The organism is Pseudomonas sp. AIG, assembly GCF_977020205.1.
Map to the genome: position 1 here is coordinate 75,994 of NZ_CDROCK010000020.1, position 25,435 is coordinate 101,428.

At 58.7% G+C, this 25,435-nt stretch carries 20 protein-coding genes and 1 pseudogene; 15 read left to right on the forward strand and 6 right to left on the reverse strand.

Going from position 1 to position 25,435, the window contains the following annotated elements:
- Positions 1–103: 103 nt before the first annotated feature.
- Entirely contained in the window at positions 104–1,606 is a 1,503-nt protein-coding gene (locus ACWR1S_RS13765; protein ID WP_454563878.1) for an ATPase domain-containing protein, read from the forward strand.
- Positions 1,603–3,273: an ATP-binding protein gene (locus tag ACWR1S_RS13770; protein WP_454563879.1), complete on the forward strand. Its 1,671-nt coding sequence runs from the start codon at positions 1,603–1,605 to the stop codon at positions 3,271–3,273. Before ACWR1S_RS13765 ends, ACWR1S_RS13770 begins: the two co-directional genes overlap by 4 nt.
- 52 nt (positions 3,274–3,325) lie before the next feature.
- On the opposite strand, the gene ACWR1S_RS13775 is transcribed toward ACWR1S_RS13770, so the two are convergent.
- The 5 genes from ACWR1S_RS13775 to ACWR1S_RS13795 are packed head-to-tail and all read right to left on the reverse strand — an operon-like array spanning position 3,326 to position 9,870.
- Positions 3,326–3,703, reverse strand: coding sequence for a response regulator (locus ACWR1S_RS13775; RefSeq protein WP_003225116.1), 378 nt, complete (start codon positions 3,701–3,703; stop codon positions 3,326–3,328).
- 44 nt (positions 3,704–3,747) lie between these two features.
- Positions 3,748–4,962 carry a hybrid sensor histidine kinase/response regulator gene (locus tag ACWR1S_RS13780; protein ID WP_454563880.1) on the reverse strand — a complete coding sequence of 405 codons (1,215 nt, stop codon included), beginning with the start codon at positions 4,960–4,962 and terminating at the stop codon, positions 3,748–3,750.
- On the reverse strand, positions 4,956–5,549 hold the full coding sequence (locus ACWR1S_RS13785; protein WP_454563881.1) for a chemotaxis protein CheB: 594 nt from the start codon (positions 5,547–5,549) through the stop codon (positions 4,956–4,958). The genes ACWR1S_RS13780 and ACWR1S_RS13785 overlap by 7 nt, the downstream gene beginning before the upstream one ends.
- Positions 5,546–6,379 (reverse strand): CheR family methyltransferase, encoded by an 834-nt coding sequence (locus ACWR1S_RS13790; protein WP_454563882.1) that lies wholly within the window; start codon positions 6,377–6,379, stop codon positions 5,546–5,548. The genes ACWR1S_RS13785 and ACWR1S_RS13790 overlap by 4 nt, the downstream gene beginning before the upstream one ends.
- A complete protein-coding gene (locus tag ACWR1S_RS13795) occupies positions 6,379–9,870 on the reverse strand; it encodes a response regulator (RefSeq protein ID WP_454563883.1) in 3,492 nt (1,163 codons plus the stop codon). The genes ACWR1S_RS13790 and ACWR1S_RS13795 overlap by 1 nt, the downstream gene beginning before the upstream one ends.
- A gap of 263 nt (positions 9,871–10,133) precedes the next feature.
- Between ACWR1S_RS13795 and ACWR1S_RS13800 the strand changes: the two genes are divergently transcribed.
- From ACWR1S_RS13800 to ACWR1S_RS13855, 12 genes are all read left to right on the forward strand, one after another.
- Complete coding sequence (locus ACWR1S_RS13800; RefSeq protein ID WP_454563884.1) at positions 10,134–10,502, forward strand: response regulator; 369 nt, start codon at positions 10,134–10,136, stop codon at positions 10,500–10,502.
- Between the two features lie 70 nt (positions 10,503–10,572).
- Positions 10,573–11,883, forward strand: a complete 1,311-nt coding sequence (locus ACWR1S_RS13805; protein WP_454563885.1) for a glycosyltransferase — start codon at positions 10,573–10,575, stop codon at positions 11,881–11,883.
- Between the two features lie 118 nt (positions 11,884–12,001).
- Complete coding sequence (locus ACWR1S_RS13810) at positions 12,002–12,889, forward strand: phospholipase (protein ID WP_454563886.1); 888 nt, start codon at positions 12,002–12,004, stop codon at positions 12,887–12,889.
- Between the two features lie 67 nt (positions 12,890–12,956).
- Positions 12,957–13,862 (forward strand): AraC family transcriptional regulator, encoded by a 906-nt coding sequence (locus tag ACWR1S_RS13815; RefSeq protein ID WP_454563887.1) that lies wholly within the window; start codon positions 12,957–12,959, stop codon positions 13,860–13,862.
- Between the two features lie 343 nt (positions 13,863–14,205).
- Positions 14,206–15,516 (forward strand): ABC transporter substrate-binding protein, encoded by a 1,311-nt coding sequence (locus ACWR1S_RS13820; protein WP_454563888.1) that lies wholly within the window; start codon positions 14,206–14,208, stop codon positions 15,514–15,516.
- Positions 15,517–15,665: 149 nt separating this feature from the next.
- Complete coding sequence (locus ACWR1S_RS13825) at positions 15,666–16,592, forward strand: carbohydrate ABC transporter permease (protein WP_454563889.1); 927 nt, start codon at positions 15,666–15,668, stop codon at positions 16,590–16,592.
- Positions 16,593–16,600: 8 nt separating this feature from the next.
- Positions 16,601–17,431, forward strand: a complete 831-nt coding sequence (locus tag ACWR1S_RS13830; RefSeq protein ID WP_454563890.1) for a carbohydrate ABC transporter permease — start codon at positions 16,601–16,603, stop codon at positions 17,429–17,431.
- A gap of 164 nt (positions 17,432–17,595) precedes the next feature.
- Complete coding sequence (locus tag ACWR1S_RS13835) at positions 17,596–18,699, forward strand: ABC transporter ATP-binding protein (protein WP_454563891.1); 1,104 nt, start codon at positions 17,596–17,598, stop codon at positions 18,697–18,699.
- Between the two features lie 15 nt (positions 18,700–18,714).
- On the forward strand, positions 18,715–20,190 hold the full coding sequence (locus ACWR1S_RS13840; protein ID WP_454563892.1) for a mannitol dehydrogenase family protein: 1,476 nt from the start codon (positions 18,715–18,717) through the stop codon (positions 20,188–20,190).
- A 124-nt stretch (positions 20,191–20,314) separates the two neighbouring features.
- Positions 20,315–21,811, forward strand: coding sequence for a xylulokinase (xylB, locus tag ACWR1S_RS13845; RefSeq protein ID WP_454563893.1), 1,497 nt, complete (start codon positions 20,315–20,317; stop codon positions 21,809–21,811).
- 13 nt (positions 21,812–21,824) lie between these two features.
- Positions 21,825–22,763, forward strand: a complete 939-nt coding sequence (locus tag ACWR1S_RS13850; RefSeq protein WP_454563894.1) for a carbohydrate kinase family protein — start codon at positions 21,825–21,827, stop codon at positions 22,761–22,763.
- A gap of 45 nt (positions 22,764–22,808) precedes the next feature.
- Positions 22,809–23,429: a transglycosylase SLT domain-containing protein gene (locus ACWR1S_RS13855; protein WP_116028949.1), complete on the forward strand. Its 621-nt coding sequence runs from the start codon at positions 22,809–22,811 to the stop codon at positions 23,427–23,429.
- Between the two features lie 143 nt (positions 23,430–23,572).
- Here the strand turns inward: ACWR1S_RS13855 and ACWR1S_RS13860 are convergent, their stop codons facing one another.
- Positions 23,573–24,874 carry an OprD family porin gene (locus tag ACWR1S_RS13860; protein WP_454563895.1) on the reverse strand — a complete coding sequence of 434 codons (1,302 nt, stop codon included), beginning with the start codon at positions 24,872–24,874 and terminating at the stop codon, positions 23,573–23,575.
- 374 nt (positions 24,875–25,248) lie between these two features.
- On the opposite strand from ACWR1S_RS13860, the pseudogene ACWR1S_RS13865 reads away from it, so the two are divergent.
- A pseudogene (locus tag ACWR1S_RS13865) lies at positions 25,249–25,435 on the forward strand (type VI secretion system tip protein TssI/VgrG); the annotation flags it as partial.

The window sequence follows — 25,435 nt, forward strand, 5'->3', positions numbered from 1 at the left end:
CGGCAAGGAATTTCGGAACTGCCATCACGCCGAAGGGTCAAGTTAATCAGGCCGCACGATTCTGTTGGCGGCCTCGCTTCCCCTAGTCATGAGAGGGCATTTTTTGTCTACTTCTAACGAGTTGATCAGTGCGAAAGCCGCTACCGGCATTGTAGGTCTGGACGACATCCTCGCCGGTGGCTTGTCTCGCGGTCATGTTTTCTTGCTGGAGGGTGAACCCGGAACCGGCAAAACCACGGTAGCTTTGCATTTTCTCCTGGCCGGCGCGAAAGCCGGTGAACGCTCGTTGTACATCACGCTCTCGGAAACCGAGCGCGAACTGAGGCAAGGGGCGTCGTCCCACGGCTGGACGCTGGATGACAACATCAAGATCTTCGAGCTGACGCCCCCGGAAAGCCTGCTCAATGCTGAACACCAGCAGAGTCTGTTGTATTCCTCCGACTTGGAACTGGGCGAAGCCACCAAGCAGATATTCGAAGCGGTCGAACGCTTCAAACCTACGCGTGTGGTGCTCGACAGCCTCTCGGAAATCCGTTTGCTGGCGCAGAGTTCGTTGCGTTATCGCCGACAGATTCTGGCCATCAAGCATTACTTCGTGCGCTATAACGCCACCGTTCTGCTGCTTGACGACCTGACCACCGAGTCCCTCGACAAAACCGTGCACAGTGTGGCTCACGGGGTCATTCGCCTTGAAGAGCTGACGCCCAACTACGGCGCCGAGCGCCGACGCGTGCGGGTGGTCAAATACCGTGGGCAAAAGTATCGCGGTGGTTTCCATGACTTCACCATCATGGGCGATGGCGTACATGTATTCCCACGATTGGTGGCAGCCGAACATCGCGGCGAATATGCACGTTTGCAGTTGACCAGTGGTATCAGGGAACTCGACGCCCTGCTCGGCGGCGGCATCGAGACCGGTTCCAGCACGCTGATTCTCGGCCCTGCCGGTACCGGCAAATCGTTGATCTCGATGATCTTCGCCGCCGCTGCCGTACAACGCGGGGAAAAAGCTGCGCTGTTTATCTTCGATGAAGAGCTCGGCCTGCTGTTCGAGCGAATGAACAACATCGGCATCGACCTCAAGGCGCTGCAAGCCACCGGCAACCTGTTGATCGAACAGGTCGACGCCGCTGAACTGTCACCGGGCGAGTTCTCCCACCGCGTGCGACGCTGCGTCGATGAAGGTCAAATCAAAACCGTGGTCATAGACAGCATCAACGGCTATCAGGCCGCCATGCCGGAAGAAAACGCACTGGTACTGCACATGCACGAGCTGTTGCTGTACCTGAATCGCAAAGGTGCGGCGACGTTCATGACCGTCGCCCAGCATGGTCTGGTCGGCGACATGCAAGCGCCGGTCGACATTACTTATCTGGCTGACACGGTGATTCTGTTGCGTTATTTCGAAGCACTGGGCAAAGTCCGCCGCGCGATTTCGATCATCAAGAAACGCACCGGCAGCCACGAATCGACCATTCGTGAATACCGCATTTCCACCCAAGGCATGACCATCGGTGAACCGCTGGAAGCCTTTCAGGGCGTGCTGCGGGGCGTACCGACTTACCTCGGCGCGAGTAATCCGTTGCTGCAGGAAGAGACCTTGTGACGGTTCAAGTGCCGCTGGCCGAACGGGCGCTGATTCTGGCCCCCGTGGGTCGCGACAGCCAGATTGCTCTGATGATTCTCAACGAGGCCGGTTATGGCGCAGTTGTCACGCCTGGTCTGGGTTCGCTGTGCACGGAACTTGAGCAGGGTGCCGGTCTGGTGCTGGTCGCCGCCGAAGCGTTGCGCGGGCCGGAACTGGAAGCTTTGTTCCTGTACCTGGAACAGCAGCCGGCCTGGTCGGATCTGCCCATAGTGCTGTTGACCCATCACGGCGGCCAGGAACAAGGCCCCTCCTCGCGCCTGAGCGATCTGCTGGGCAACGTGACCTTCCTTGAGCGACCGTTTCATCCTGCGACGCTGGTCAGTATGGTGTCCGCCGCATTACGTGGCCGACGACGACAATATGAGGCCCGCGACCGGCTCATCGATTTGAGCGAAAGCGAACGGCGTTTGCAGTCGACGCTGGAAACCCTTGAGCAACAGGTCGAAGAGCGCACCGCACAACTGCGGCATAACGAAGAAGCGCTGCGCCAGTCACAGAAAATGGAAGCGGTCGGCCAACTCACTGGCGGTATCGCCCACGACTTCAACAACATGCTCACCGGCATCATCGGCAGCCTTGAGTTGCTGCGCCGGCGCCTGGCCCGTGGACGCACGGACGACCTCGACAGTCTGATCGACCTGGGCGTGACTTCGGCCAACCGTGCCGCCAGTCTGACCCACCGCTTGCTGGCATTTTCGCGCCGGCAATCGCTCGATTCGAAAGCCGTGCAGATGAACACCCTGGTGCTGTCCATGGGTGAGTTGCTGCAGCGCAGCCTCAACGAAAGCATTCAACTGGACATGCGACTCAACGACAAACTGTGGGTCACGGAAGCGGATCCCAATCAACTGGAAAGCGCCTTGCTCAACCTGGTGATCAATGCCCGCGACGCCATGCCCGACGGCGGCAAACTGGTGGTCGAGACCAGTAATCAAGTGCTCAACCGCGAATTCACCGAGGCTTACAGCAATCTCGAACCCGGTGATTACGTGATGCTCAGTGTCACCGACAACGGCAGCGGCATGCCGCAAAGTGTCATCAACCGCGCGTTCGATCCATTTTTCACTACTAAACCGATTGGTCAGGGTACCGGGCTGGGCCTGTCGATGATCTACGGTTTCAGCAAGCAGTCGCGCGGGCATGTCTCCATCGACAGCGAAATCGATGAGGGCACCACGGTCAGGCTGTACCTGCCGCGTTTTCGCGGCGAAGAACTGTCCAGTCCAGATGCCGCTGTTCAACAAGCCCCGGATGCGCTGGACGGCGAAACGGTGCTGATCGTCGAAGACGACCCGGCCGTGCGCGTGCTGGTCTGCGCGGTACTTGGGGAGTTGGGTTATGCCTTTGTCGAAGCCTGGGATGCTGACAGCGCCGTGCCGATTCTGAATTCGACGCAGCGTATCGATCTGCTGATCAGTGATGTCGGCTTGCCCGGCATGAATGGCCGGCAATTGGCGGAAGTCGGCCGACAATACCGGCCGGGGCTGAAGGTGTTGTTCATTACCGGCTACGCCGAGCACGCGGGGGTGCGTGGTGGGTTCCTCGATTCGGGGATGCAGATGATCACCAAACCGTTCACTTTTGATCTGCTGACCGCCAAGGTGCGGGAGATGATCAAAAGCTGAAACGCTGAAACTGAAGGAGCTGCCGCAGCCTGCGGCAGCTCCTGCACGGATATCAGGCGAGCAATTCCTGAATCTTTTCCTGCAACACATCCAGATCAAACGGCTTTTCCAGGATCGGCGCCTTGCGCGTGATCGGGCTGCCGGTTTCGCGGATTTCCTGCGGGTAACCGCTGATGAAAATCACCTTCAGGTCCGGGCGCAATTTGACCGCCGGTTCGGCGATCTGCACACCGGAGATCCCGCCCGGCAAGCGGAAGTCAGTGATCAACATGTCCAGATGTGGCTTGCTCGCAAGAATCTCGAACGCCTGCTCGCCGTTTTCGGCCTGCAACACGCGATACCCCTGCCCTGACAGGTAATCCGTCAGGACCATCAAGATAACCGGTTCGTCCTCGACGACGAGTACTACATCTTGTGCATCTACGCTCATGGGAAGCCTTTGTTCGGTCAATAGCTGCTGATACGACCGTGTGGTCACTCAGAGGTTGCGTCGGATTTGCCGTTTTCCTGGATTGGCAGACAAACGCGAAACAGGGCGCCTTCGTTGATTTCACTCTCGACGACGATGGAGCCGCCATGGGCGGCGACGATCTGCTCGGAAATGAACAGACCCAGCCCGAGCCCGGCCACTACCGTCTTGGCGGAAACCCGTTCGAACTGTTGGAAAATACGCTTCTGGTTCTCCTGGCTGATACCGATGCCACGGTCTTGCACTTCGACCCGCGCCTCATCGCCTTCACGGTAAACGCGCACCTGAATCGGGCTGCGACCGCCATAGCGCAGGGCGTTGGTCAACAAGTTGGTCACCACCTGCTCGATGCGGAACTCGTCCCAATGGCCTTCCACCGGCGCTGGCGCGGTAAACGACACTTCGGTTTCTGCGGCTTCGATCTGTTGCGCGAAGTTCTGCAGCAGATTACTCACCAGTTGCACCAGGTCGAAACGACTCGGGCGGATCGACAGTTTGCCGGTGCGAATGCGTGACACGTCCAGCATGTCTTCGATCAGGCGGATCAGGCTTTTGATCTGCCGCTCATCGCGATCGACCATGGCGTGCATCTTGTCGAGGGAGAACGCCGCGGCATTGTCGCGGGCCAGGTGCATTTTGCGCAGCTGGGTTTCGAGGATAAGACCATTGAGCGGCGTACGCACTTCGTGGGCAACGATGGACATGAAGTCATCGCGCATACGCACGGCCTGCTCCAGCTCAAGTTGAGTGCTTTGCAGCTGCTGCAACAGCGCTTCCTGCTCACGGCGGGCCTGCTCCAGCGCTTCGAGCTGTTGCTTCATCGCCTTGCTCTGGCGGTACAGATCGACGAAAACGTTGACCTTGCTCTTCACCGCATGGATATCCAGCGGTTTGTGCAGAAAGTCCACCGCCCCGCTCTCGTAACCCTTGAACGCGTAATTCAGTTCACGGCCGGCGGCGCTGACGAAAATGATCGGGATGTTCTTGGTTTTCTCGGTGCCGCGCATCAACTCGGCGAGTTCGAAGCCGTTCATGCCCGGCATCTGCACATCGAGGATGGCCATGGCGAATTCGTGTTGCAGCAGCAACGACAGCGCCTCGTCCGCCGACAACGCTTTGTAGACGGTACGGTCTTCACGCTTGATCAGCGCTTCGAGTGCCAGCAGGTTCTCCGGCAGATCGTCGACGATCAGCAGTTTGGCTTGGATATTACTCAGCATGCGATTCGTTCCAGCTCGACAAGCAGACGGCCGATGCCGTTAATGGGTAGGACATGATCGGGCTGCTGAATTTTCAGTGCAGCCTGAGGCATGGTGGCGACTTGCGCCTCTTGCGGGTCCTGAACAATGGTCAGGCCTCCGCGATTTTTGACTTGTGCCAGCCCGCGCGCGCCATCGTGATTGGCGCCGGTCAGCAGGACAGCGGCCAGAGATGAACCATAGGCGTCGGCGGCCGATTCGAACAGGTAGTCAATCGAAGGCCGGGAATAATGCACGCGGTCCTCAAGACTCAGCGAAAGGCTGCGATCCTGCTCCACCGACAGGTGATAACCCGGTGTGGCGAAATAAACCGTCCCGGGAGCGATGTCCTGCTTGTCCGTCGCCTCTTCCACCGGCAGCATCAGGCGCCGGGCGAACACCTCGGCCAATTGGCTGCGACGCTCTTCAGGCAGATGCAGAACAACAATGATCGGCAACCCATAGCCTCGGCGCAGCGGTCCGAGCAGGCTCAGCAGCGCCTCAACGCCACCGGCGGAAGCACCGACCACAATCGCCTCGACGCGAGGTAAAGCCACGGCCTCGTTCATTTTTTGCGGTAGATCCGTTCTTGTTTCACCAGCGCTTCGAACTGGTTGGCATAACTGGAAAAATCCAGCGTTTCTTTACTGCCGAGCACCAGAAAGCCGCGATGGCAAAGCGATTCATGGAACAAACCGAACGCTCGATCCTGAAGCTTCTTGTTGAAGTAGATCAGCACGTTGCGGCAGGAGATCAATTGGGTTTCGGAGAACACACTGTCCGTCGCCAGACTGTGGTCGGCGAAGGTCACGTTTTCGCACAGGCTCTTGTCGAAAATCGCGTAACCGTACGCTGCAGTGTAGTAGTCGGCAAACGATTGCTGACCACCGGCCTGCTGATAGTTGGCCGTGTACGCGCGCACATTCTCCATTGAAAAAATCCCTTGCTTGGCCTTGTCCAGCGAGCGCGGGTTGATGTCGGTGGCATAAATGATCGTGCGATCGAGCAGGCCCTCTTCGCGCAGCAGAATCGCCATCGAATAGACCTCCTCGCCCGTGCTGCACCCGGCGATCCAGACCTTGATCGACGGATAGGTGCGCAGCAATGGCACCACTTCCCGGCGAATGGCGAGGAAGTGCGACGGGTCGCGAAACATTTCGCTGACCGGAATCGTCAGCAATTGCAGCAACTGCATGAACGCCGTCGGGTCGTGCAGGACTTTTTCCTGCAATGCCGAAATCGTCGCGCACTCGAACTGGCTCAGCGCATGCTGTACCCGGCGCTTGATCGAAGCGCCGGAATAATCGCGAAAATCGTAGCTGTACTTGAGGTAGATCGCCTCAATCAACAAGCGCAGTTCGATTTCACTGTTTCGTTCGGCTGGTGTACTGCGTTCCACTAAATGCGTTCCATCTTCGGTAACCACACGCGAATCAGCGAGAACAGGCGATCCAGGTCGATGGGCTTGGCCAGGTAATCATTGGCGCCCGCCTGCAGGCAGCGCTCCTGATCGTCCTTCATGGCCTTGGCCGTCACCGCGATGATCGGCAGCTTGCGCCAGCGCGGATCCTTGCGGATTTCAATGGTGGCTTCGAAACCGTCCATTTCCGGCATCATCACGTCCATCAACACCAGATCGATGTCCTCGACTTCATTGAGTCTTTCAATCGCCTCACGACCGTTACGGCCGATCACCACGACTGCACCTTTGGTCTCCAGGGCGCTGGTGAGGGCGAAAATGTTGCGCACATCGTCGTCCACCAACAGCACTTTGCGACCCTCGAAGACCTTGTCGCGGCTGCGCGCGGTCTTGAGCATCTTCTGCCGTTCATGGGACAACTGCGATTCGACTTTGTGCAGAAAGAGTGTGACCTCATCCAGCAGACGCTCCGGCGAGCGTGCGCCCTTGATGATGATCGAGCGCGAATACTTGCGCAGTTCGGCTTCTTCATCGCGCGTCAGATTGCGCCCGGTGTAGACAATGACCGGCGGGAACGAGCAGATGTCTTCGGTGGACATGCGCTTGAGCAGATCATTGCCAAGCATGTCCGGCAATTTAAGGTCGATGACCATGCAGTCGTAGATCGTCGTGCGCAGCAGCTCCAAAGCATCCTGCGCAAGGCCGACGGCGGTGATTTCAATGTCTTCGTCGCCGATCAGGCGCGCAATGCTTTCGCGCTGCAAATCGTCATCCTCGACCAACAGCACGCGTTTGACCTTTTGCGTCAGTTTGGCTTCGAGACGGGCAAACACGTCCTTGAGCTCTTCGCGGGTGGTCGGTTTGACCGCGTAACCGATCGCGCCCATGTGCATGGCCGCTTCAACGCGGTCTTCGACGGAAATCACATGCACCGGGATGTGCCGGGTTTCGGCGTGCTCTTTCAGGCGTTGCAGCACGGTCAGGCCAGAGTGATCCGGCAGGCGCATGTCGAGCAGGATGGCATCCGGGACGAACTCTTTCGCCAGGTCATAACCCTCGTCGGCGCCGTGGGCCACGAGGCACTGATAACCGAGTTCATGCGCCAGATCGTAGAGGATGTGCGCAAAGTTCGGCTCGTCTTCCACCACCAGAATGCAGCGCGTGGCGAACGGCGCCTTGTCGCGGTCATCGGCGAAGCGCGGAATGTGCACCGGCGCCAACGGCGAAACCACTGGCGCCAGTGGCGCGCTGACCATCGTGGCTGGCGGGGTAAAGGTCAACGGTGCGAACGGTACGTCGCTGGACTCGTCGAACTGCTGCGGCAACACCAGTGTGAACACACTGCCCTGCCCCGGCGCGCTGCTGACGCTGATCGAACCGCCGAGCAAGTTCGCCAGATCCCGCGAAATCGACAGGCCCAGTCCAGTGCCGCCGTATTTGCGGTTGGTGGTGCCGTCAGCCTGACGGAAAGCTTCGAAAATGCTCTCCTGCTGATCGGCGGCAATACCGATCCCCGAGTCGCGCACGATAAACGCAATCCGGTCTTCCGGCTGGCCGGCGATGGTCAGGCTGACGGTGCCCTTTTCAGTGAATTTGATGGCGTTGGACAGCAGGTTCTTGATCACCTGCTCCAGACGCTGGCGGTCGGTGTACAGCATCCCCGGGGCGCCGGGCTGCAAATCGACACTGAAGGTCAACTGTTTGTCTGCTGCCAAGGGTTCGAACACGCTGCGCAGACCATCGGCCAGACGCGCAACACTGGTGTTCTCCGGAATCACTTCGAGCTTGCCCGCCTCGACCTTGGAGATGTCCAGAATGTCGTTGATCAGGTTGAGCAGATCATTGCCGGCGGAGTAGATCGACTCGGCAAACTTGACCTGCTCGGCGCTGAGGTTGTCCTGCGGGTTCTCCGCCAGCAACTTGGCCAGAATCAGCGAGCTGTTCAGCGGCGTGCGCAGTTCGTGGGACATGTTGGCGAGGAATTCGGACTTGTATTTGCTTGAGCGCTGCAACTCTTCGGCACGTTCTTCGAGTTGTACCTGGGCCTGATTGAGTTCGGTGTTTTTCAGGTCCATGGCGTCGCGCTGCTCGGCCAGGGTCTGCGCCTGTTCGGCAAGCTGTTCGTTGGTCTGTTCCAGTTCGACTTGCTGGGTTTCCAGATGCGCCTGGGACTCCTTGAGAATCCGCGACTGTTCTTCCAGTTCTTCGTTGGCGGTTTTCAGCTCTTCCTGCTGCACCTGTAACTCTTCGTTGAGCTGCTGGGTTTCGGCCAGCACTTCCTGCAAGCGCTGACGGTAGCGCGCCGCTTCGATGGAGGTGCCGATGTTGCCGGCAATCAGCTCCAGCAGTTCGATATCGCGCTCATTGAGCGGACGCAGGAAACCCAGTTCGATCACGCCATTGACCCGATCGTCATCGCTGGTCGGCACCACCAGCACGCTGTGTGGCAAACCTTCGCCCAGCCCTGAACTGACTTTGAAGTAGTCGGACGGCACGGAGTCCAGACGAATCAGCCGCGCCTGTTGCGCCACCTGCCCAACGATGCCTTCGCCGCTGTAGATCGACTGGTCTTGCTCTTCCTGCTCGCGGGAGAAACCGTAAGTGGCCACACGCTTGAGGCCACCGTGCTCTTCACGCACATAAAGTGCGGCCACGGCGGTGCCCAAGTATTGCGCGCAGAACTGCAGAATATTGCGCCCCAACAGATTGAGCGTCAGTTGCCCCAACACCTGCTCGGCCAGTTCGGTCTGCCCATTACGCAACCACGCCTGCTGCTCCAGACGCTCGGCGCTGGCTTGCTGTGCGGCCAGGTTGGCACCGTAGTTGGTCGACAGATTGACCAGATCGCGACGGCCGATATAGGCGAGCAAGCCACTGATACCGGCGATAAACAATAAATAGAGGCTGATGCTCCAGATCGTGGTGCGACGCACCTCTTCATTGCGCGTGGTGCGCAGGACCTGTTCGGTTTCAATGACGTCTTCGAATTGCTTGCGGATTTCGTCGGTCAGGCGCTTGCCGCGCCCGGCCTTGACCGCGCCCTTGTAATCGCCGCTGGAACGCTGCAGATCGATCATCGATTGCGCGTAATTGGCCCACTCGGTCTGCAAGGCCTGCAGGCGGCGCAGACGATCGGTTTGCACCGGGTTATCGGCGGTCAGTTCGAGCAACGTATTGAGCGCCACGGTAATGCGCGGCTTGGCCGTTTCGTACGGGTCGAGGAAGTGTTCGTCGCCGCTAAGCAGAAAACCACGCATGCCGGTTTCCAGGTCCACGGTGAGCTTCACCGCTTCGTTGGCGTTATTGATCACCCGGTCGGTGTGCTCCACCCACTGGATCACCGACAGCAGATAAGTGATCAGCGAGACGAAGAACACGGCACTGAGTACACCGACGCCCAAGGGCAGACTGATGTTGCGGCTCAGGAGTTTGCGAAACCGTTGCTCATCAACCGTAGACGGAGAGGACATGGGGCAGCCTTGTCGAACTGTTGAAAAACAGGGAGTTTGCCCCAAAACGGCGGTGTGGATCCATTTTTCTCACACCTTTCGCCGCAAATTCCTACACTCACCGGCGTGTTCGCGGCCCCGAACAGTTATCCTTGCGGCCCCGTCTGCGGCTATGCTTTTTTTGTCTCGGGCGGGGAACTTGTGGCACTGCGCCACTTACTGATGAAAGAGCCCGGCACTTTTGATCGACCGGCGACCCTGAACTGACTTTTGAGAGCCTGAATATGTCTGCCACCCTATCCACCATCCTGGTCGTAGAAGACGATGACATCGTGCGCATGCTGATTGTCGATGTCTTGGAGGAGTTGGAGTTCGCGGTGCTTGAGGCTGATGGCAGCGAGCAGGCGTTGGAAAATCTCAAAGACTCGGATTTGCGCATCGACCTGATGATGACCGACGTCGGCCTGCCGGGCATGGATGGCCGCGAACTGGCCACCGAAGCACGCAAACTGCGCCCCGCGCTGCCGATCCTGTTCGCCAGTGGTTACGCAGAATCGATTGATATTCCGGCGGGCATGCACGTGATTGGCAAGCCGTTCTCGATCGATCAACTGCGCGACAAGGTCAAGGCTGTTCTCGACCAGAACACCTGAGTACCGGGCGACCTGTGGTTTAATTGCGCGCCGTTTTTTTGCCACAGCCCGCCTCAAGGAATACCCGCGCATGAATCAAGCCCCTTCCACCAAAGTCCTGGTTATTGGCTACGTCTGGCCGGAACCACGCTCTTCGGCTGCCAGCGGGCATGTCATGCAGATCCTTGAAACGTTTTTGCAGCAAGGCTGGCAGATCACGTTCAGCAGCCCCGCAGGTCCGGGCGAACACAAGGCCGACCTCGCGGCGCTGGGGATCCGCGAGGTGCCCATTGAACTGAACAACAGCAGTTTCGACGCATTCATCAGCGAACTGGCGCCGGATATCGTGTTGTTCGATCAGTTCATGATGGAAGAGCAGTTCGGCTGGCGGGTTGAAAAGCACTGCCCGCAGGCCCTGCGCGTGCTGGAGACTTCCGATCTGCAAAGTCTGCGGCATGCGCGTCATCAACGGCTCAAGTCGCGCCTGAAGGTCAATCCTGACCAGAATGATTTCAGTGATGTCTTTGCCCCAGACCTGCGCGACGAATTCGGGCTGATGGCCGAGACCGATCTGGCCAGGCGCGAAATTGCCGCACTGTACCGTTGCGATCTGAACCTGATGATCTCCGAAGTGGAAATCGAATTGCTGATCGAACAGTTCGGCTTGCCCCGGCAATTGCTGCACTGGTGCCCGTTGATGATCGACCCGCCAGCGGCCGCCCCCGCAACCTTTGCGGATCGGGCGAACTTCCTCAGCATCGGCAACTTCCGTCATGCGCCCAACTGGGATGCCGTGCTGTGGCTGAAGAGCACGATCTGGCCGCTGATTCGCCAGCAATTGCCCCAGGCACAACTGCACATCTATGGTGCCTATACGCCGCCCAAAGCCACCGCACTGCATAACGCCAGCGAAGGTTTCCACATCATGAACTGGGCTGAAGATGCGTTGCAGGTCATGTCGGCGGCACGGGTGTGTCTGGCGCCGTTACGCTTTGGTGCCGGCATCAAGGGCAAACTGATCGATGCCATGCTGTGTGGCACGCCCAGCGTGACCACGCCCGTTGGCGCCGAGGGCATGCACGGTGACCACGCCTGGCCAGGCGCCGTCACGAGCAGCGCCATCGAATTCGCCAATAACGCCGTTGCGCTTTACAAGGACGAGGCGCGTTGGCAGGACGCCTGCCAGGCGGGCTATACGCTGCTGAATGAACGCTATCAACAGTCAGTACACGGTTTGGCATTGATAGAGAAACTGCGTTATTGCCAACAACATCTGCAAAACCTCAGAGCCAGCAACTTCACCGGCAGTATGCTTCGCCACCACTCGCATAAAAGTACGCAATATATGTCGCAATGGATCGAAGCGAAAAACCAAAACACTCAGACCGTACAAGACTTATAAGCAATCACTTCTACACGACTTGCATTAAAAGCATACTTTGCCAATTAACCGACAACCGCTATAAACATCCTGCGCGCACAAACCCCATCAACTTTAACTCCATCGCAGGATGTACAACATGAACGCTCGTGAAAACTTCCAAGCCTTCCAATGGATGGCAGACACACCGCAAATCGATAACTTGTCGCTGTTTGAGCTGACCTTGCCAGGCACACATAATGCTGGCTGCGACAACGAAGCGAGTTATGCGCTGATCCCCGGCAAAAACTGGCTCGCCTGTCAGGACGTCTCCTTCTATTCACAACTGAACCGCGGCGCCCGGGCCCTTGACGTACGCCTGACTGTCGATAACAAGTCGACAGGCCTGGCGAAGTTCCGCTTTCACCACAACGGTTTTCTGTCTTCTCGTACCCTTGAAGATCTTGTCCGCGATTTGAAAGGCTTTTATGAAAGAAACAACAATGAATTCATCATTCTGGACTTTCACGAACTGGGAAATGGCAAAGACCCGTTTGACCATTCGGAATTTCAGACGTTAATGCTGGAACATCTGGGTGACCGAATGATCCCCAATCGGAACTTGCACATGACCCTCGGCCAGCTCAAGGCAACCAGTCCATTGCAAAGAATCATGGTGGCAGCGCCTATGACTTGGGAAACACAGGATCATCGAATATATGGAAACATTCAGCACAAGTGGATCAACAAACAACTTGTCAGTGTTCTCGACCTGCAGGGTTATATCAAAGAGGTATTGAAAACCCACAAAAGCACGCTGTACCCATGGTCGCTGTCGGCAACCAGTTTTACCCTTGGCGGCCCTCAGCGAATTCTCGACGATCTCGATACGTGGTTCGACCCTGACAAATCCGCCTGGGCAAAAAAGTGCAACATCATCAGTTTCGACTTTATTAAAAACTCGAACATTGTGCGTTTCTGCCAGCGGGTCAATCAGGAAAAAGCCGTTGATAAGTCCCGAAGCGTGGTTCATGAACAAGCCGTTTGAGTGAAGCTGGCGCACACCCCGAGAAACGAGGCATGATCGGCAGGCGATAACAAAAAAGTAGCTCGCCATGACCCGAACCGCCCGCGTGACCGACCCTTCATACGAGTTGATGGATGACCATAACGGCTTGTCTATCATCTACCGCCAGCACGGTTTTCCGTGCCCGCTGGTGCGCTGGCATTTCCACAAGGAATACGAACTGCACCTGATCGTTGCCAGCTCCGGCAAGGTGTTCATCGGCGACTACATCGGCAATTTTTATCCCGAAACCCTGTTCCTCACCGGCCCCAACCTGCCGCACAACTGGATCAGTCAGGTGGCCGAGGACGAGGTCGTTGAGAAGCGCGACATGCTGGTCAACTTCACCGATGAGTTGTTCGAGAGTGGTCACCAGGTATTTGCCGAACTGAAAACCCTGGCGCCTCTGCTGGAGCGCGCGCAGTACGGCATCGAGTTTCGCTGCAAGCGCACCATTCACCAGGCCATGACGCTGATGCAACGCATCGCCGACAGCAAGGGCATCACCCGCCTCGGGCACTTTTTTATCCTGATGGAGTTGCTTGCCGCCAGCGATGATTTCCAGTTGTTGTCCGGCGCCACCACCCCGCAACTGGCCGACGAGCACAATATCGATCGCACCAACCGGGCGGTCGATTACATCTTCAGCCACTACGCCCGCGACATCTCGCTGGAGGAAGTCGCCGAGCATCTGGGCATGACGCCGACTTATTTCAGTCGCGTGTTCAAGCAGGCCACCGGGCGCAATTTCATCGAGTTCGTCAATCGCCTGCGTATCAGCAAGTCCTGCGAGCTGCTGGCCGATGGCGATAAACCGGTGACCGAGGTGTGCTTTGAATCCGGCTTCAACAACATTTCCAACTTCAATCGGCGCTTTCAGCAGCTCAAGGGCATGACGCCGTCGCACTACCGGCGGCTCGCCGTGCAGCGCCTGACCGAACAGAACCACCACTGACAACACAATTCCACTGTAGGAGTGAGCCTGCTCGCGATAGCGGTGTGACAGCTTGCAGAAATGTTGGCTGACATTCCGCTATCGCGAGCAGGCTCACTCCTACAAGGGGCTGTGTCGACATCAGAAACCTGTACGCATTCGATAGCACCTCGGCGCTGAAACGCCCTTCTCTGCATTCACCACGTCAAAGCCCAGTGCAAAAAAGTATCGACAAAAGTGCTAGGGATGATTTGTCAGTCCTGCAATTGAAGGCTGTAATCAGCGCACATTCTTCCTGCACAGGAAGACACAAAAACAATAACTGTCCTTCTGTAACCCTTTGGGTGCAGAAAAGGAGTGCACGATGCAACCCACTGCAAAAGCTCTGCTTGCCCTCACCTGCATGACCCTCAGCAGCGTCAGCCTTGGCGCCCAGACCCTGACCATCGCCACCGTCAACAACAGCGACATGATCCGCATGCAAAAACTCTCGAAAACCTTCGAGACCGAGCATCCGGACATCAAGCTCAATTGGGTGGTGCTGGAAGAGAACGTCCTGCGCCAACGCCTGACCACCGACATCGCCACTCAGGGCGGTCAGTTCGACGTGTTGACCATTGGCATGTACGAAGCCGCACTGTGGGGCGCCAAAGGCTGGCTGGAACCGATGCAGGACCTGCCGGCCAGTTACGCCCTCGACGATGTGTTCCCGTCGGTGCGTGAAGGCCTGTCGGTCAAGGGTTCGCTGTACGCCCTGCCGTTCTATGCGGAAAGCTCGATCACTTACTACCGCACTGACCTGTTCAAGGATGCCGGCCTGACCATGCCCGAGCGTCCGACCTGGGAACAGATCGCCGGTTTCGCCGAAAAACTCACCAACAAAGACAAGGAGCAGTACGGCATCTGCTTGCGCGGCAAGGCCGGTTGGGGCGAGAACATGGCGCTGATCAGCACTGTCGCCAATGCTTATGGCGCACGCTGGTTCGATGAACAGTGGAAACCGGAATTCAGCGGTCCCGAGTGGAAAAACGCGCTGAACTTCTACGTCGACACCATGAAGAAATCCGGCCCGCCGGGCGCCTCCAGCAACGGCTTCAACGAAAACCTCGCGCTGTTCAACAGTGGTAAATGCGCAATCTGGGTCGATGCCAGCGTCGCCGGCTCGTTTGTGACTGACAAGACTCAAAGCAAGGTCGCCGATCACGTCGGCTTCACCTTCGCCCCGCATCAGGTCACAGACAAAGGTTCGGCCTGGCTGTACTCGTGGGCGCTGGCGATTCCGACCAGTTCCAAAGCCAAAGACGCCGCAAAAGAGTTCAGCGCCTGGGCGACTTCCAAAGAGTACGGCGAGCTGGTGGCCAAAACCGACGGCATCGCCAACGTCCCGCCCGGCACCCGCGCTTCGACCTACAGCGACGCCTACATGAGCGCGGCGCCGTTCGCCAAGGTCACGCTGGAATCGCTGAAAGCGGCTGACCCGAGCAAACCGACGCTGAAACCGGTGCCTTATATCGGCATTCAACTGGTGACCATTCCTGAGTTCCAGGCCGTGGGTACGCAGGTCGGCAAACTGTTCTCGGCGGCGCTGATCGGCCAGACCACGGTGGATCAAGCCTTGGCGGCTGCGCAGCAAACCACTGAACGCGAGATGAAGCGCGCCGGTTATCCCAAGTAACCGCAACAGCTCGCTTCTGCCTTTTGTAGGCCTTCGCCTGCTCGCGATAGCGGTTCTTCATCCAACAAAGCGGTGACTGACACACCGCTATCGCGAGCAGGCTCACTCCTACAGGGGATCTTCATTCGCCTGTCGAATCGGTTACTGCCATGAATATTTCAACTGCCAAAGCCCACCTCGACCTGTCGCCACCTGCGCGCAAGGTCCGCGTACGCAATCCCGGCTGGTTTCTGGTCAGCCCTTCGGTGGCCCTGTTGCTGCTGTGGATGATCGTGCCGCTGGGCATGACCATTTACTTCTCGATGATCCGCTACAACCTGCTCTACCCCGGTGAGAACGAGTTCGTCGGGCTGGAGAACTTCAGCTACTTTCTGACCGACTCGGGCTTCATGCCCGGTGCCACCAACACGCTGTTGCTGGTCGGTAGCGTGTTGCTGATCAGTGTGGTCCTCGGCGTGTTGATCAGTGCCTTGCTCGAGGCCAGCGAATTCCTTGGGCGCGGCATCGTCCGGGTCATGCTGATTTCGCCGTTTTTCATCATGCCCACGGTCGGTGCGTTGATCTGGAAGAACCTGATTTTCCATCCGGTCTCGGGGATTCTCGCCTACGTCTGGAAGCTGTTCGGCGCGCAACCGGTGGACTGGCTCGCGCACTACCCGCTGCTGTCGATCATCATCATTGTCTCGTGGCAGTGGCTGCCCTTCGCGATCCTGATTCTGATGACCGCGATGCAGTCCCTCGACCAGGAACAGAAAGAAGCCGCGCGCCTCGACGGCGCCGGCCCGATCGCGATCTTCTGGCACCTGACCCTGCCGCATCTGGCGCGACCAATTGCCGTGGTGGTGATGATCGAAACGATCTTCCTGCTGTCGGTGTTCGCCGAGATTTTCACCACCACCAACGGCGGCCCCGGCTACGCCTCGACCAACCTCGCCTACCTGATCTACAACCAGGCGCTGGTGCAGTTCGACGTCGGCATGGCCTCGGCGGGCGGCCTGATTGCCGTGGTCATCGCCAACATCGCCGCGATCATTCTGGTGCGGATGATCGGCAAAAACCTGACTGACAAAGCCTGAGGCCTGCCATGACTCTCCAACAATCCCGCCGGCTGCAAAGCCTGCTGCTCGGCACCCTGGCCTGGGCCATCGCGATCGTGATTTTCTTCCCGATCTTCTGGATGGTGATGACCAGTTTCAAAACCGAAATCGACGCGTTCGCCACGCCGCCGCAGTTCCTCTTCACGCCGACGCTGGAGAACTACCTGCACATCAACGAGCGCAGCGACTACTTCAGCTTCGCCTGGAACTCGGTGGTGATTTCCTTCAGCGCCACGGCCCTGTGCCTGTTGATCGCGGTGCCCGCCGCTTACTCGATGGCGTTCTACGAAACCCAGCGCACCAAAGGCACGCTGCTGTGGATGCTCTCGACCAAGATGCTGCCGCCGGTGGGCGTGCTCATGCCGATCTACTTATTGGCGAAGAGTTTCGGCCTGCTCGACACGCGCATCGCGCTGATCGTGATCTATACGCTGATCAACCTGCCGATCGTGGTCTGGATGGTTTACACCTACTTCAAGGACATCCCCAAAGACATCCTCGAAGCCGCCCGCCTCGACGGCGCCACGCTGTGGCAGGAAATGGTTCGCGTGCTGCTGCCGATCGCCAAGGGTGGCCTCGCTTCGACCGTGCTGCTGTCGCTGATTCTGTGCTGGAACGAGGCCTTCTGGTCGCTGAATCTGACCTCGTCGAAAGCCGCGCCACTGACTGCGTTGATCGCCTCGTATTCGAGTCCGGAAGGTTTGTTCTGGGCCAAGTTGTCGGCGGTCTCGACCCTGGCCTGTGCACCGATTCTGATCTTCGGCTGGATCAGCCAGAAGCAACTGGTGCGCGGCCTCTCGTTCGGCGCCGTGAAATGAAGATCCCGAACCCAACACATTCCCCCTGTAGGAGTGAGCCTGCTCGCGAAGGGGCCGTGTCAGTCGCCATCATTGTTGAATGACACTCCGCTATCGCGAGCAGGCTCACTCCTACAAAAACGCGTTCGATTCAACTGAATAATAAATTGCGGAGGCCCATCCTCATGGCCAACCTGAAAATCAAGAATCTGCAAAAAGGCTTCGAAGGTTTCTCCATCATCAAAGGCATCGACCTTGAGGTGAACGACAAGGAATTCGTGGTCTTCGTCGGCCCGTCGGGCTGCGGCAAATCCACCCTGCTGCGGCTGATCGCCGGCCTCGAAGAAGTCAGCGACGGCACCATCGAACTCGACGGCCGCGACATCACCGAAGTCAGCCCGGCCAAGCGCGATCTGGCGATGGTGTTCCAGACCTACGCGCTGTACCCGCACATGACCGTGAAGAAAAACATGTCCTTCGCCCTCGACCTGGCCGGCGTGCCGAAAGCCGAAGTCGAGAAGAAAGTCGGTGAAGCGGCGCGCATTCTCGAACTCGGACCGATGCTTGAGCGCAAGCCAAAACAACTCTCCGGTGGCCAGCGTCAACGCGTTGCGATTGGCCGCGCGATCGTGCGCAATCCGAAAATCTTCCTCTTCGACGAACCGCTGTCCAACCTCGACGCCGCGCTGCGCGTGCAGATGCGCCTGGAGTTGCTGCGCCTGCACAAGGACCTGCAAGCGACGATGATCTACGTGACCCACGATCAGGTCGAAGCGATGACCATGGCCGATAAAGTCGTGGTGCTCAATGGCGGCAAGATCGAACAGGTCGGCTCGCCGCTGGATCTGTATCACAACCCGGCGAACCTGTTCGTCGCCGGTTTCCTCGGCACGCCGAAAATGGGCTTCCTCAAAGGCACGATTGCCCGCGTTGACGGCCAGAGCTGCGAAGTCTCGCTGGACGCCGGCACGCGCATCACCCTGCCGTTCAACACCGCCAATCTGAGTGTCGGCAGCGCCGTGACCCTGGGTATTCGCCCGGAACATCTTGAACTGGCGCAACCCGGTGATTGCAGCCTGCAAGTCACCGCCGACGTCAGCGAACGCCTGGGCAGCGACACTTTCTGCCACGTCACCACCAATGCCGGCGAAGCCCTGACCATGCGCGTGCGCGGGGATCTGGCCAGCCGTTACGGCGAACAACTGAGCCTGCACCTCGATGCTGCTCACTGCCATTTATTCGATGCCGAAGGTGTGGCGTTGACCCGTCCGCTGCGCGCTGCGGCCTGATTTCGAGAACTCCCGATGAAACTCAACCAACAGAACCTCCATCGTCTGGCCGCCGAAGTGCAACTGCCGGCCTATAGCCTCAGCGACACTCGCCAAGGTATCGCCCACATCGGCGTCGGCGGCTTTCATCGCGCACATCAGGCGTATTACACCGATGCGCTGATGAACACCGGCGAAGCCCTCGACTGGGCGATTTGCGGCGTCGGCCTGCGTGCCGAAGACCGCCGCGCCCGCGACGATCTCAAGGAACAGGACTACCTGTTCACCCTGTTCGAACTCGGTGACAGCGACGACACCGAGGTCCGCGTGATTGGCGCGATTCGCGACATGCTGCTGGCCGAGGACGGCGCTCAGGCATTGATCGACAAACTTGCCGACCCGCAAATCCGCATCGTCTCGCTGACCATCACCGAGGGCGGTTATTGCATCGACGACAGCAACGGCGAATTCATGGCGCACCTGCCACAGATTCAACATGACTTGGCGCATCCCGAGGCGCCGAAAACCGTGTTCGGTTTCTTGTGTGCAGCCCTGGAAAAACGCCGCGCGGCGGGCATTCCGGCGTTTACCGTGATGTCTTGCGATAACCTCCCGCACAACGGTGCCGTGACGCGCAAGGCGCTGCTGGCGTTCGCCTCATTGCGCAACAGCAATCTGTGCAGCTGGATCGACGCCAACGTCAGTTTCCCCAACGCCATGGTCGACCGCATCACGCCAATGACCAGCACCGCGCATCGCCTGCAACTGGCCGACAAACACGGCGTCGATGATGCCTGGCCGGTGGTCTGCGAGCCGTTCGTGCAATGGGTGCTGGAGGACAAATTCGTCAACGGGCGCCCGGCCTGGGAAAAGGTCGGCGTGCAGTTCACCGACGATGTTTCGCCCTACGAAGAAATGAAGATCAAACTGCTCAACGGCAGCCACCTGGCGCTGACGTATCTGGGCTTTTTGAAGGGTTATCGGTTTGTGCACGAGACCATGAACGATCCGCTGTTCGTGCGATACATGCGCGCCTATATGGATCTGGACGTGACCCCGCAACTGGCGCCGGTGCCGGGCATTGATCTGACGGATTACAAAAACACATTGGTGGCGCGGTTTTCCAATCAGGCGATTGCCGATCAGCTGGAGCGGGTCTGCTCGGACGGCTCGTCGAAATTTCCCAAGTTCACCATTCCTACCATCAACCGGTTGATTGTCGATGGGCAAGAGACCAAACGTGCGGCGTTGGTGGTGGCGGCCTGGGCGTTGTATTTGAAGGGTGTGGATGAGAATGGCGATAGCTATTCGATTCCGGATCCGCGCGCGGCGTTTTGTCAGGCGTTGGTGGCGGACGATGCTTTAATCACCCAACGGTTGTTGGCGGTCGAAGAGATTTTCGGCACGGCGATCCCGCGTTCGGCGGAGTTTGTCGCGGCGTTCGAGTGGTGCTGCAACAGCTTGCGCGAAGAGGGTGTGACGCGGACGCTGGAAAAGATTCTCGCAGCCTGATCGTTCCCACGCTCTGCGTGGGAATGCAGCCCGGGACGCTCCGCGTCCCATCCAATAGCAGACGCAGAGCGTCCAATGAGGCATTCCCACGCAGAGCGTGGGAACGAGCGGTCCTGGAGTGCTAATGACAAAACAACAACTGTTTCTCGGCATCGACTGCGGCACCCAAGGCACCAAAGCCATCATCCTCGACGCCATCAGCGGTCAAGTCCTTGGCCAAGGCGCCGCCGCACACACAATGATCAGCGGCGCCAACGGCCGCCGCGAGCAAGACACCCAGCAATGGCTCGAAGCCTTCACCCTCGCCACCCGCCAGGCATTGCTGGCGGCGAATGTCGACGGCCAGTCGATCCTCGGCATCGGCGTCTCCGGCCAGCAACACGGTCTGGTTCTGCTCGATGATCAAGGTGAAGTCCTGCGCCCGGCCAAGCTCTGGTGCGACACCGAAACCAGCGCCGAAAACGACCGTCTGCTGACTCATCTGGGCGGTGAAAAAGGCTCGCTGGAACGCCTCGGCGTGGTTATCGCGCCGGGCTACACCGTGTCGAAACTGCTCTGGACCAAAGAACAGCACCCCGTGGTGTTCTCGCGCATCGCGCGCATTCTGCTGCCCCACGACTACCTGAACTTCTGGCTCACCGGCCGCGCCTGCAGCGAATACGGCGACGCCTCCGGCACCGGCTATTTCAACGTGCGCACCCGCCAATGGGACTTGCAACTGCTGCGCGACATCGACGCCAGCGGACGCCTGCAAGCGGCATTGCCTGAGCTGATCGATGCACATCAATCTGTCGGCACCCTCCTCCCGGCCATCGCTGAACACCTCGGCATCAACCCCAATGCGCTGGTCTCCAGCGGTGGCGGCGACAACATGATGGGCGCCATCGGCACCGGCAATATTCAGCCCGGCGCGATCACCATGAGCCTCGGTTCCTCCGGCACGGTGTACGCCTATTCCGAGGTGCCGAAAGTCAGCCCGGACGCCTCGGTGGCGACGTTCTGTTCGTCCAGCGGCGGTTGGTTGCCGCTGATCTGCACGATGAACCTGACCAATGCTACCGGCGCGATTCGCGAGTTGTTCGACCTCGATCTACAGCAGTTCAACGACCTCGTCGCCCAGGCCTCCATCGGCGCCGACGGCGTGAGCATGCTGCCGTTCCTCAACGGCGAACGCGTCCCCGCTCTGCCCCACGCCACCGGCAGCCTGCACGGCTTGACGCTGGATAACCTGACCCAGGCCAATCTGTGCCGCGCCGCCGTCGAAGGCACCACCTTCGGTTTGCGCTACGGGCTGGATTTGCTCCGCCAGAATGGTTTACAAAGCCGCAGCATTTGCCTGATCGGCGGCGGCTCGAAAAGCGCGGTGTGGCGGCAGATCGTCGCTGACATCATGAACACCCCGGTGATCTGCACCGAACAAAGCGAAGCCGCCGCCCTTGGCGCGGCGATACAAGCGGCGTGGTGCAAATCCTGGTCGAACGGCCACGAAGACACCCTCGCCGATCTGTGCCAGCGCTGCGTGAAACTCGATTCAAGCAGCGAAACCCTGCCGATTGCCGCCAACGTCGCGGCGTTCCAGCAGGCCTATGAACGCTATCAACAGCATGTCGCAACCCTATAAAGAGCAAACAATTATGTATTTGGTGTGTGGCGAAGCCCTGTTTGATTTTTTCAGTGAAGACGACGCCAGCGGTCTGGCCTCGAAAGTCAATTTCAAGGCGATTGCCGGCGGTTCGCCGTTCAACGTCGCCGTCGGTTTGCGCCGTCTGGGCGTGGACTCGGCCCTGTTCGGCGGGCTGTCCACCGACTACCTCGGCCGCCGCTTGCAGCAAGTGCTGCAGGATGAAGGCGTGTGCGCGGACTATCTGGTGGATTTCGCCGCGCCGACCACGTTGGCCATGGTCGCCGTCGGTGCCAATGGCTCGCCGCATTACAGCTTTCGCGGTGAAGGCTGTGCCGATCGGCAACTGAGCGTGGCGCATTTGCCAGCGCTCGGTCCTGAGGTGCGCGGCTTGCACATTGGCTCGTTCTCGCTGGTGGTGCAGCCGATCGGCGACACCTTGCTGACCCTGGTGCAACGCGAGAGCGGCAAACGCCTGATCACCCTCGACCCGAACGTGCGGCTCAATCCCGAGCCGAACATCGACCTGTGGCGCGAACGCATCGCGACGCTGGTGCCAATGGCCGATCTGATCAAGGTCAGCGACGAAGACTTGAGCCTGCTCTTTCCCGAACAGGACCCACAACGGGTGATCGAAGGCTGGCTCGAACAGCGCTGCCAGATCGTTTTCCTGACCCGGGGTGGCGACGGCGCCAGTGTGTTCAGCCGCCGCCATGGCAACTGGTCGGTGCCGGCGGCCTCGGTGCAGATCGCCGACACCGTTGGCGCCGGTGACACCTTCCAGGCCGCGCTGATCACCTGGCTGACCGAGCACGGTCTGGATTCGGTCGAAGGCGTGCAGCAACTCGCTCGCGAGCAGATCGACGCCATGCTCAAGTTCGCCGTGCAAGCCGCCGCGCTGACCTGCAGCAAGACCGGCCCGGATCTGCCCTATCGTCACCAATTGCGCTGAGCGCGTAGACTGTCGGCCTTTTTGCGCACGACGGGATAACGGCTTTTGAATTACGGGCAGACGCTTGGACTACTGACACTGGCAACGCTACTGAGCGGGTGCGGCACCTCGCCGCCCCGTTCGCCGGAAGACATCTGTGAAATCTTCCGCGAAAAAAGCGACTGGTACGACGCCGCGCAAGTCACGCAAAAGCGCTGGGGCGTACCGATTCAGGTGCCCTTCGCGATCATGTATCAGGAATCCGGCTACCGCTACGACGCCAAAACCCCACGCAAATACTTGCTCTGGGTGATCCCGTGGGGCCGCGTCTCGACCGCCTCGGGTTATGCGCAAGCCAAAGATGAAGTCTGGGCCGATTACCAGAAAAGCACCGGCCGCAGCGGCGCCGACCGCGAAGACTTCGACGACGCCATCGACTTTGTCGGCTGGTACATGGACAAGACCTATTCGATCAATGGCGTGTACAAGTACGACGCCTATAACCAGTACCTCAACTACCACGAAGGCTGGGGCGGGTTCCGCAACAAGACCTACGCGAGCAAAGCCTGGCTGATGCCGACAGCGCGCAAAGTGCAGAACCGTTCGGACGTGTATGCGCGGCAATATGCCGGGTGTAAGGAGGATTTGAATCGGGGGTTCTGGAGTCGGTTCTGGCATTGGTTGTAACGGTGACTTCAAGGGCCTCATCGCGAGCAGGCTCACTCCTACAATGGATCAATGTTGAACACGATATCCGCGTCCACTGAAGATCCCCTGTAGGAGTGAGCCTGCTCGCGATAGCGCCCGATCAAGCACTACACATCCAAGACCTACAACACCGAAAAGCTATAACTCACAATCAACCGTGTCTCATCCACATCCCGGGCAAACTTCTCATAATTGGTGCGATACGTCGCATTACGCAAACGCAGACTCACATCCTTGAACGTGCCCGTCTGAATCACATACTTCAACTCGCTGTCGCGTTCCCACTCCTTGCCTTCCTGATCACTGCCCAACACCTTGATGTGGTCACCGTTCACATAGCGCGTCAGGAAGCTCAAACCATTAATGCCAATGGCCTTGAAGTCATAGTCGTAACGAAGTTGCCAAGAGCGCTCCTGCGCGGCGGCGAAGTCGTTGACCTGCACATAGTTGACCAGATACGGATTGCTGCCATCGAGGTACGGCATCGAGTTGTCGCCGTTCATGCGCTGCCAACCGGCGCTGAACGTGTGGCCGCTGTGCGCATAGGACAACATGCCGCTCAACGCCCGGTTATCGATGGAACCGGCCTTGGCATCACCGCTGTCGGCACTTTTCAGCACGCGCAGATCCGCTTTGAGCACACCGCCAGCTAACGGTTGATTACCCAACAGCCCGACAAAGTGCTGACGATAAATGTCTTCCAGTTCGGCGTAGTGATACTGCGCGGTCAGGCGATCGTTGATCTTGTAATCGAAGCCGTACATGTCGAAATGGTCGGCGGTGGTGTTGCAGGCGTAGCGTTTGTTCTTGCAGTGCACGCGGATGTCTTGCGAATCGGTGGAATCGCGCGCGGTGTACTTGTCCAGGCGCGCGGCCATGAAGGTCAGATCTTTCAGCTCTTTAGAGGTGAGCATGGCGCCGTTAAACATCGTTGGTAGCAAACGACCGTCGTTGTATTTCAACAGCGGCAGATCCGGCAGCAGCGCGCCGTACTTCAGCACCGTGTCCGAAACCTTCACTTTGGCGGTCAGGCCCATTTTCGCGTACTGGCCTTTCGAGCCGCGTGGATCGTTGCCGCTGGAAGGCAGCAAGCCGCTGTTGCTGCGGTCCGGGCTGGAATCGAGTTGAAAGCCGAGCATGCCCAGCGCATCAATACCAAAACCCACGGTACCGTCGGTGTAGCCCGATTGCAGGTTGAGAATAAAGCCCTGTGCCGACTCTTCACGCTTGGACGCGCCCTGATCGTTCGTGGTGTGCCCATCACGGAAGTCGCGGTTGAAGTACACCGTGCGCGACTCGATTTTCGCCGAGGTGTCTTCAAGGAATCCGCTGGCCTGAACCTGTGCGGTAAAACCTGCGCACAGCACAAAGGCTCCGAAGCCAAACGACTGGCGCGGGGTGATGAGGGGAAATGGGGGACGCATGAAAAACTCCAACAATGCAGCGTTTGCGCAAGCGCGCAACAAGCCAGAAAAATAGCTCCCGTCCCGGGTCAGATTGAACCAGGAGAAAGTGAACACGCAGGGGTGAGCGGCAATGATGGCAGATGGCTTTGATGGGCTACAGGCGACTTTAGTCTGAATCTGACTGAGGATTCTTCAACCCGGGGTCGTGGGAAAAGTTGCCGGCAGTGAGCGCCGATTCGCAGCAAACGCCCGGTTTCATTGGGCAAAACACTAGGGGTAAGGGTTTGCCCTATACCGCAAACCTGCCAGACCTACGGCTTTTGTGCCTTGAACGAGGCCGCTTAATCCTCCATCATCCGTCACCTGCTTATTCAACGGACGGAATTCAAGGCATGCTGGACGCCAACGCAACCCACATCACCCTCACGCTTGAAGGCGCCAACGCCGACCTGCAAGTCCTCAGCTTCACCGGTCGCGAAGCCCTCAACGAACCGTTCCGTTTCGACCTCGAACTCGTCAGCGCCCGCCCCGACCTCAAACTCGAAGAGCTGCTGCACAAGCCCGGCGTCCTGACTTTCG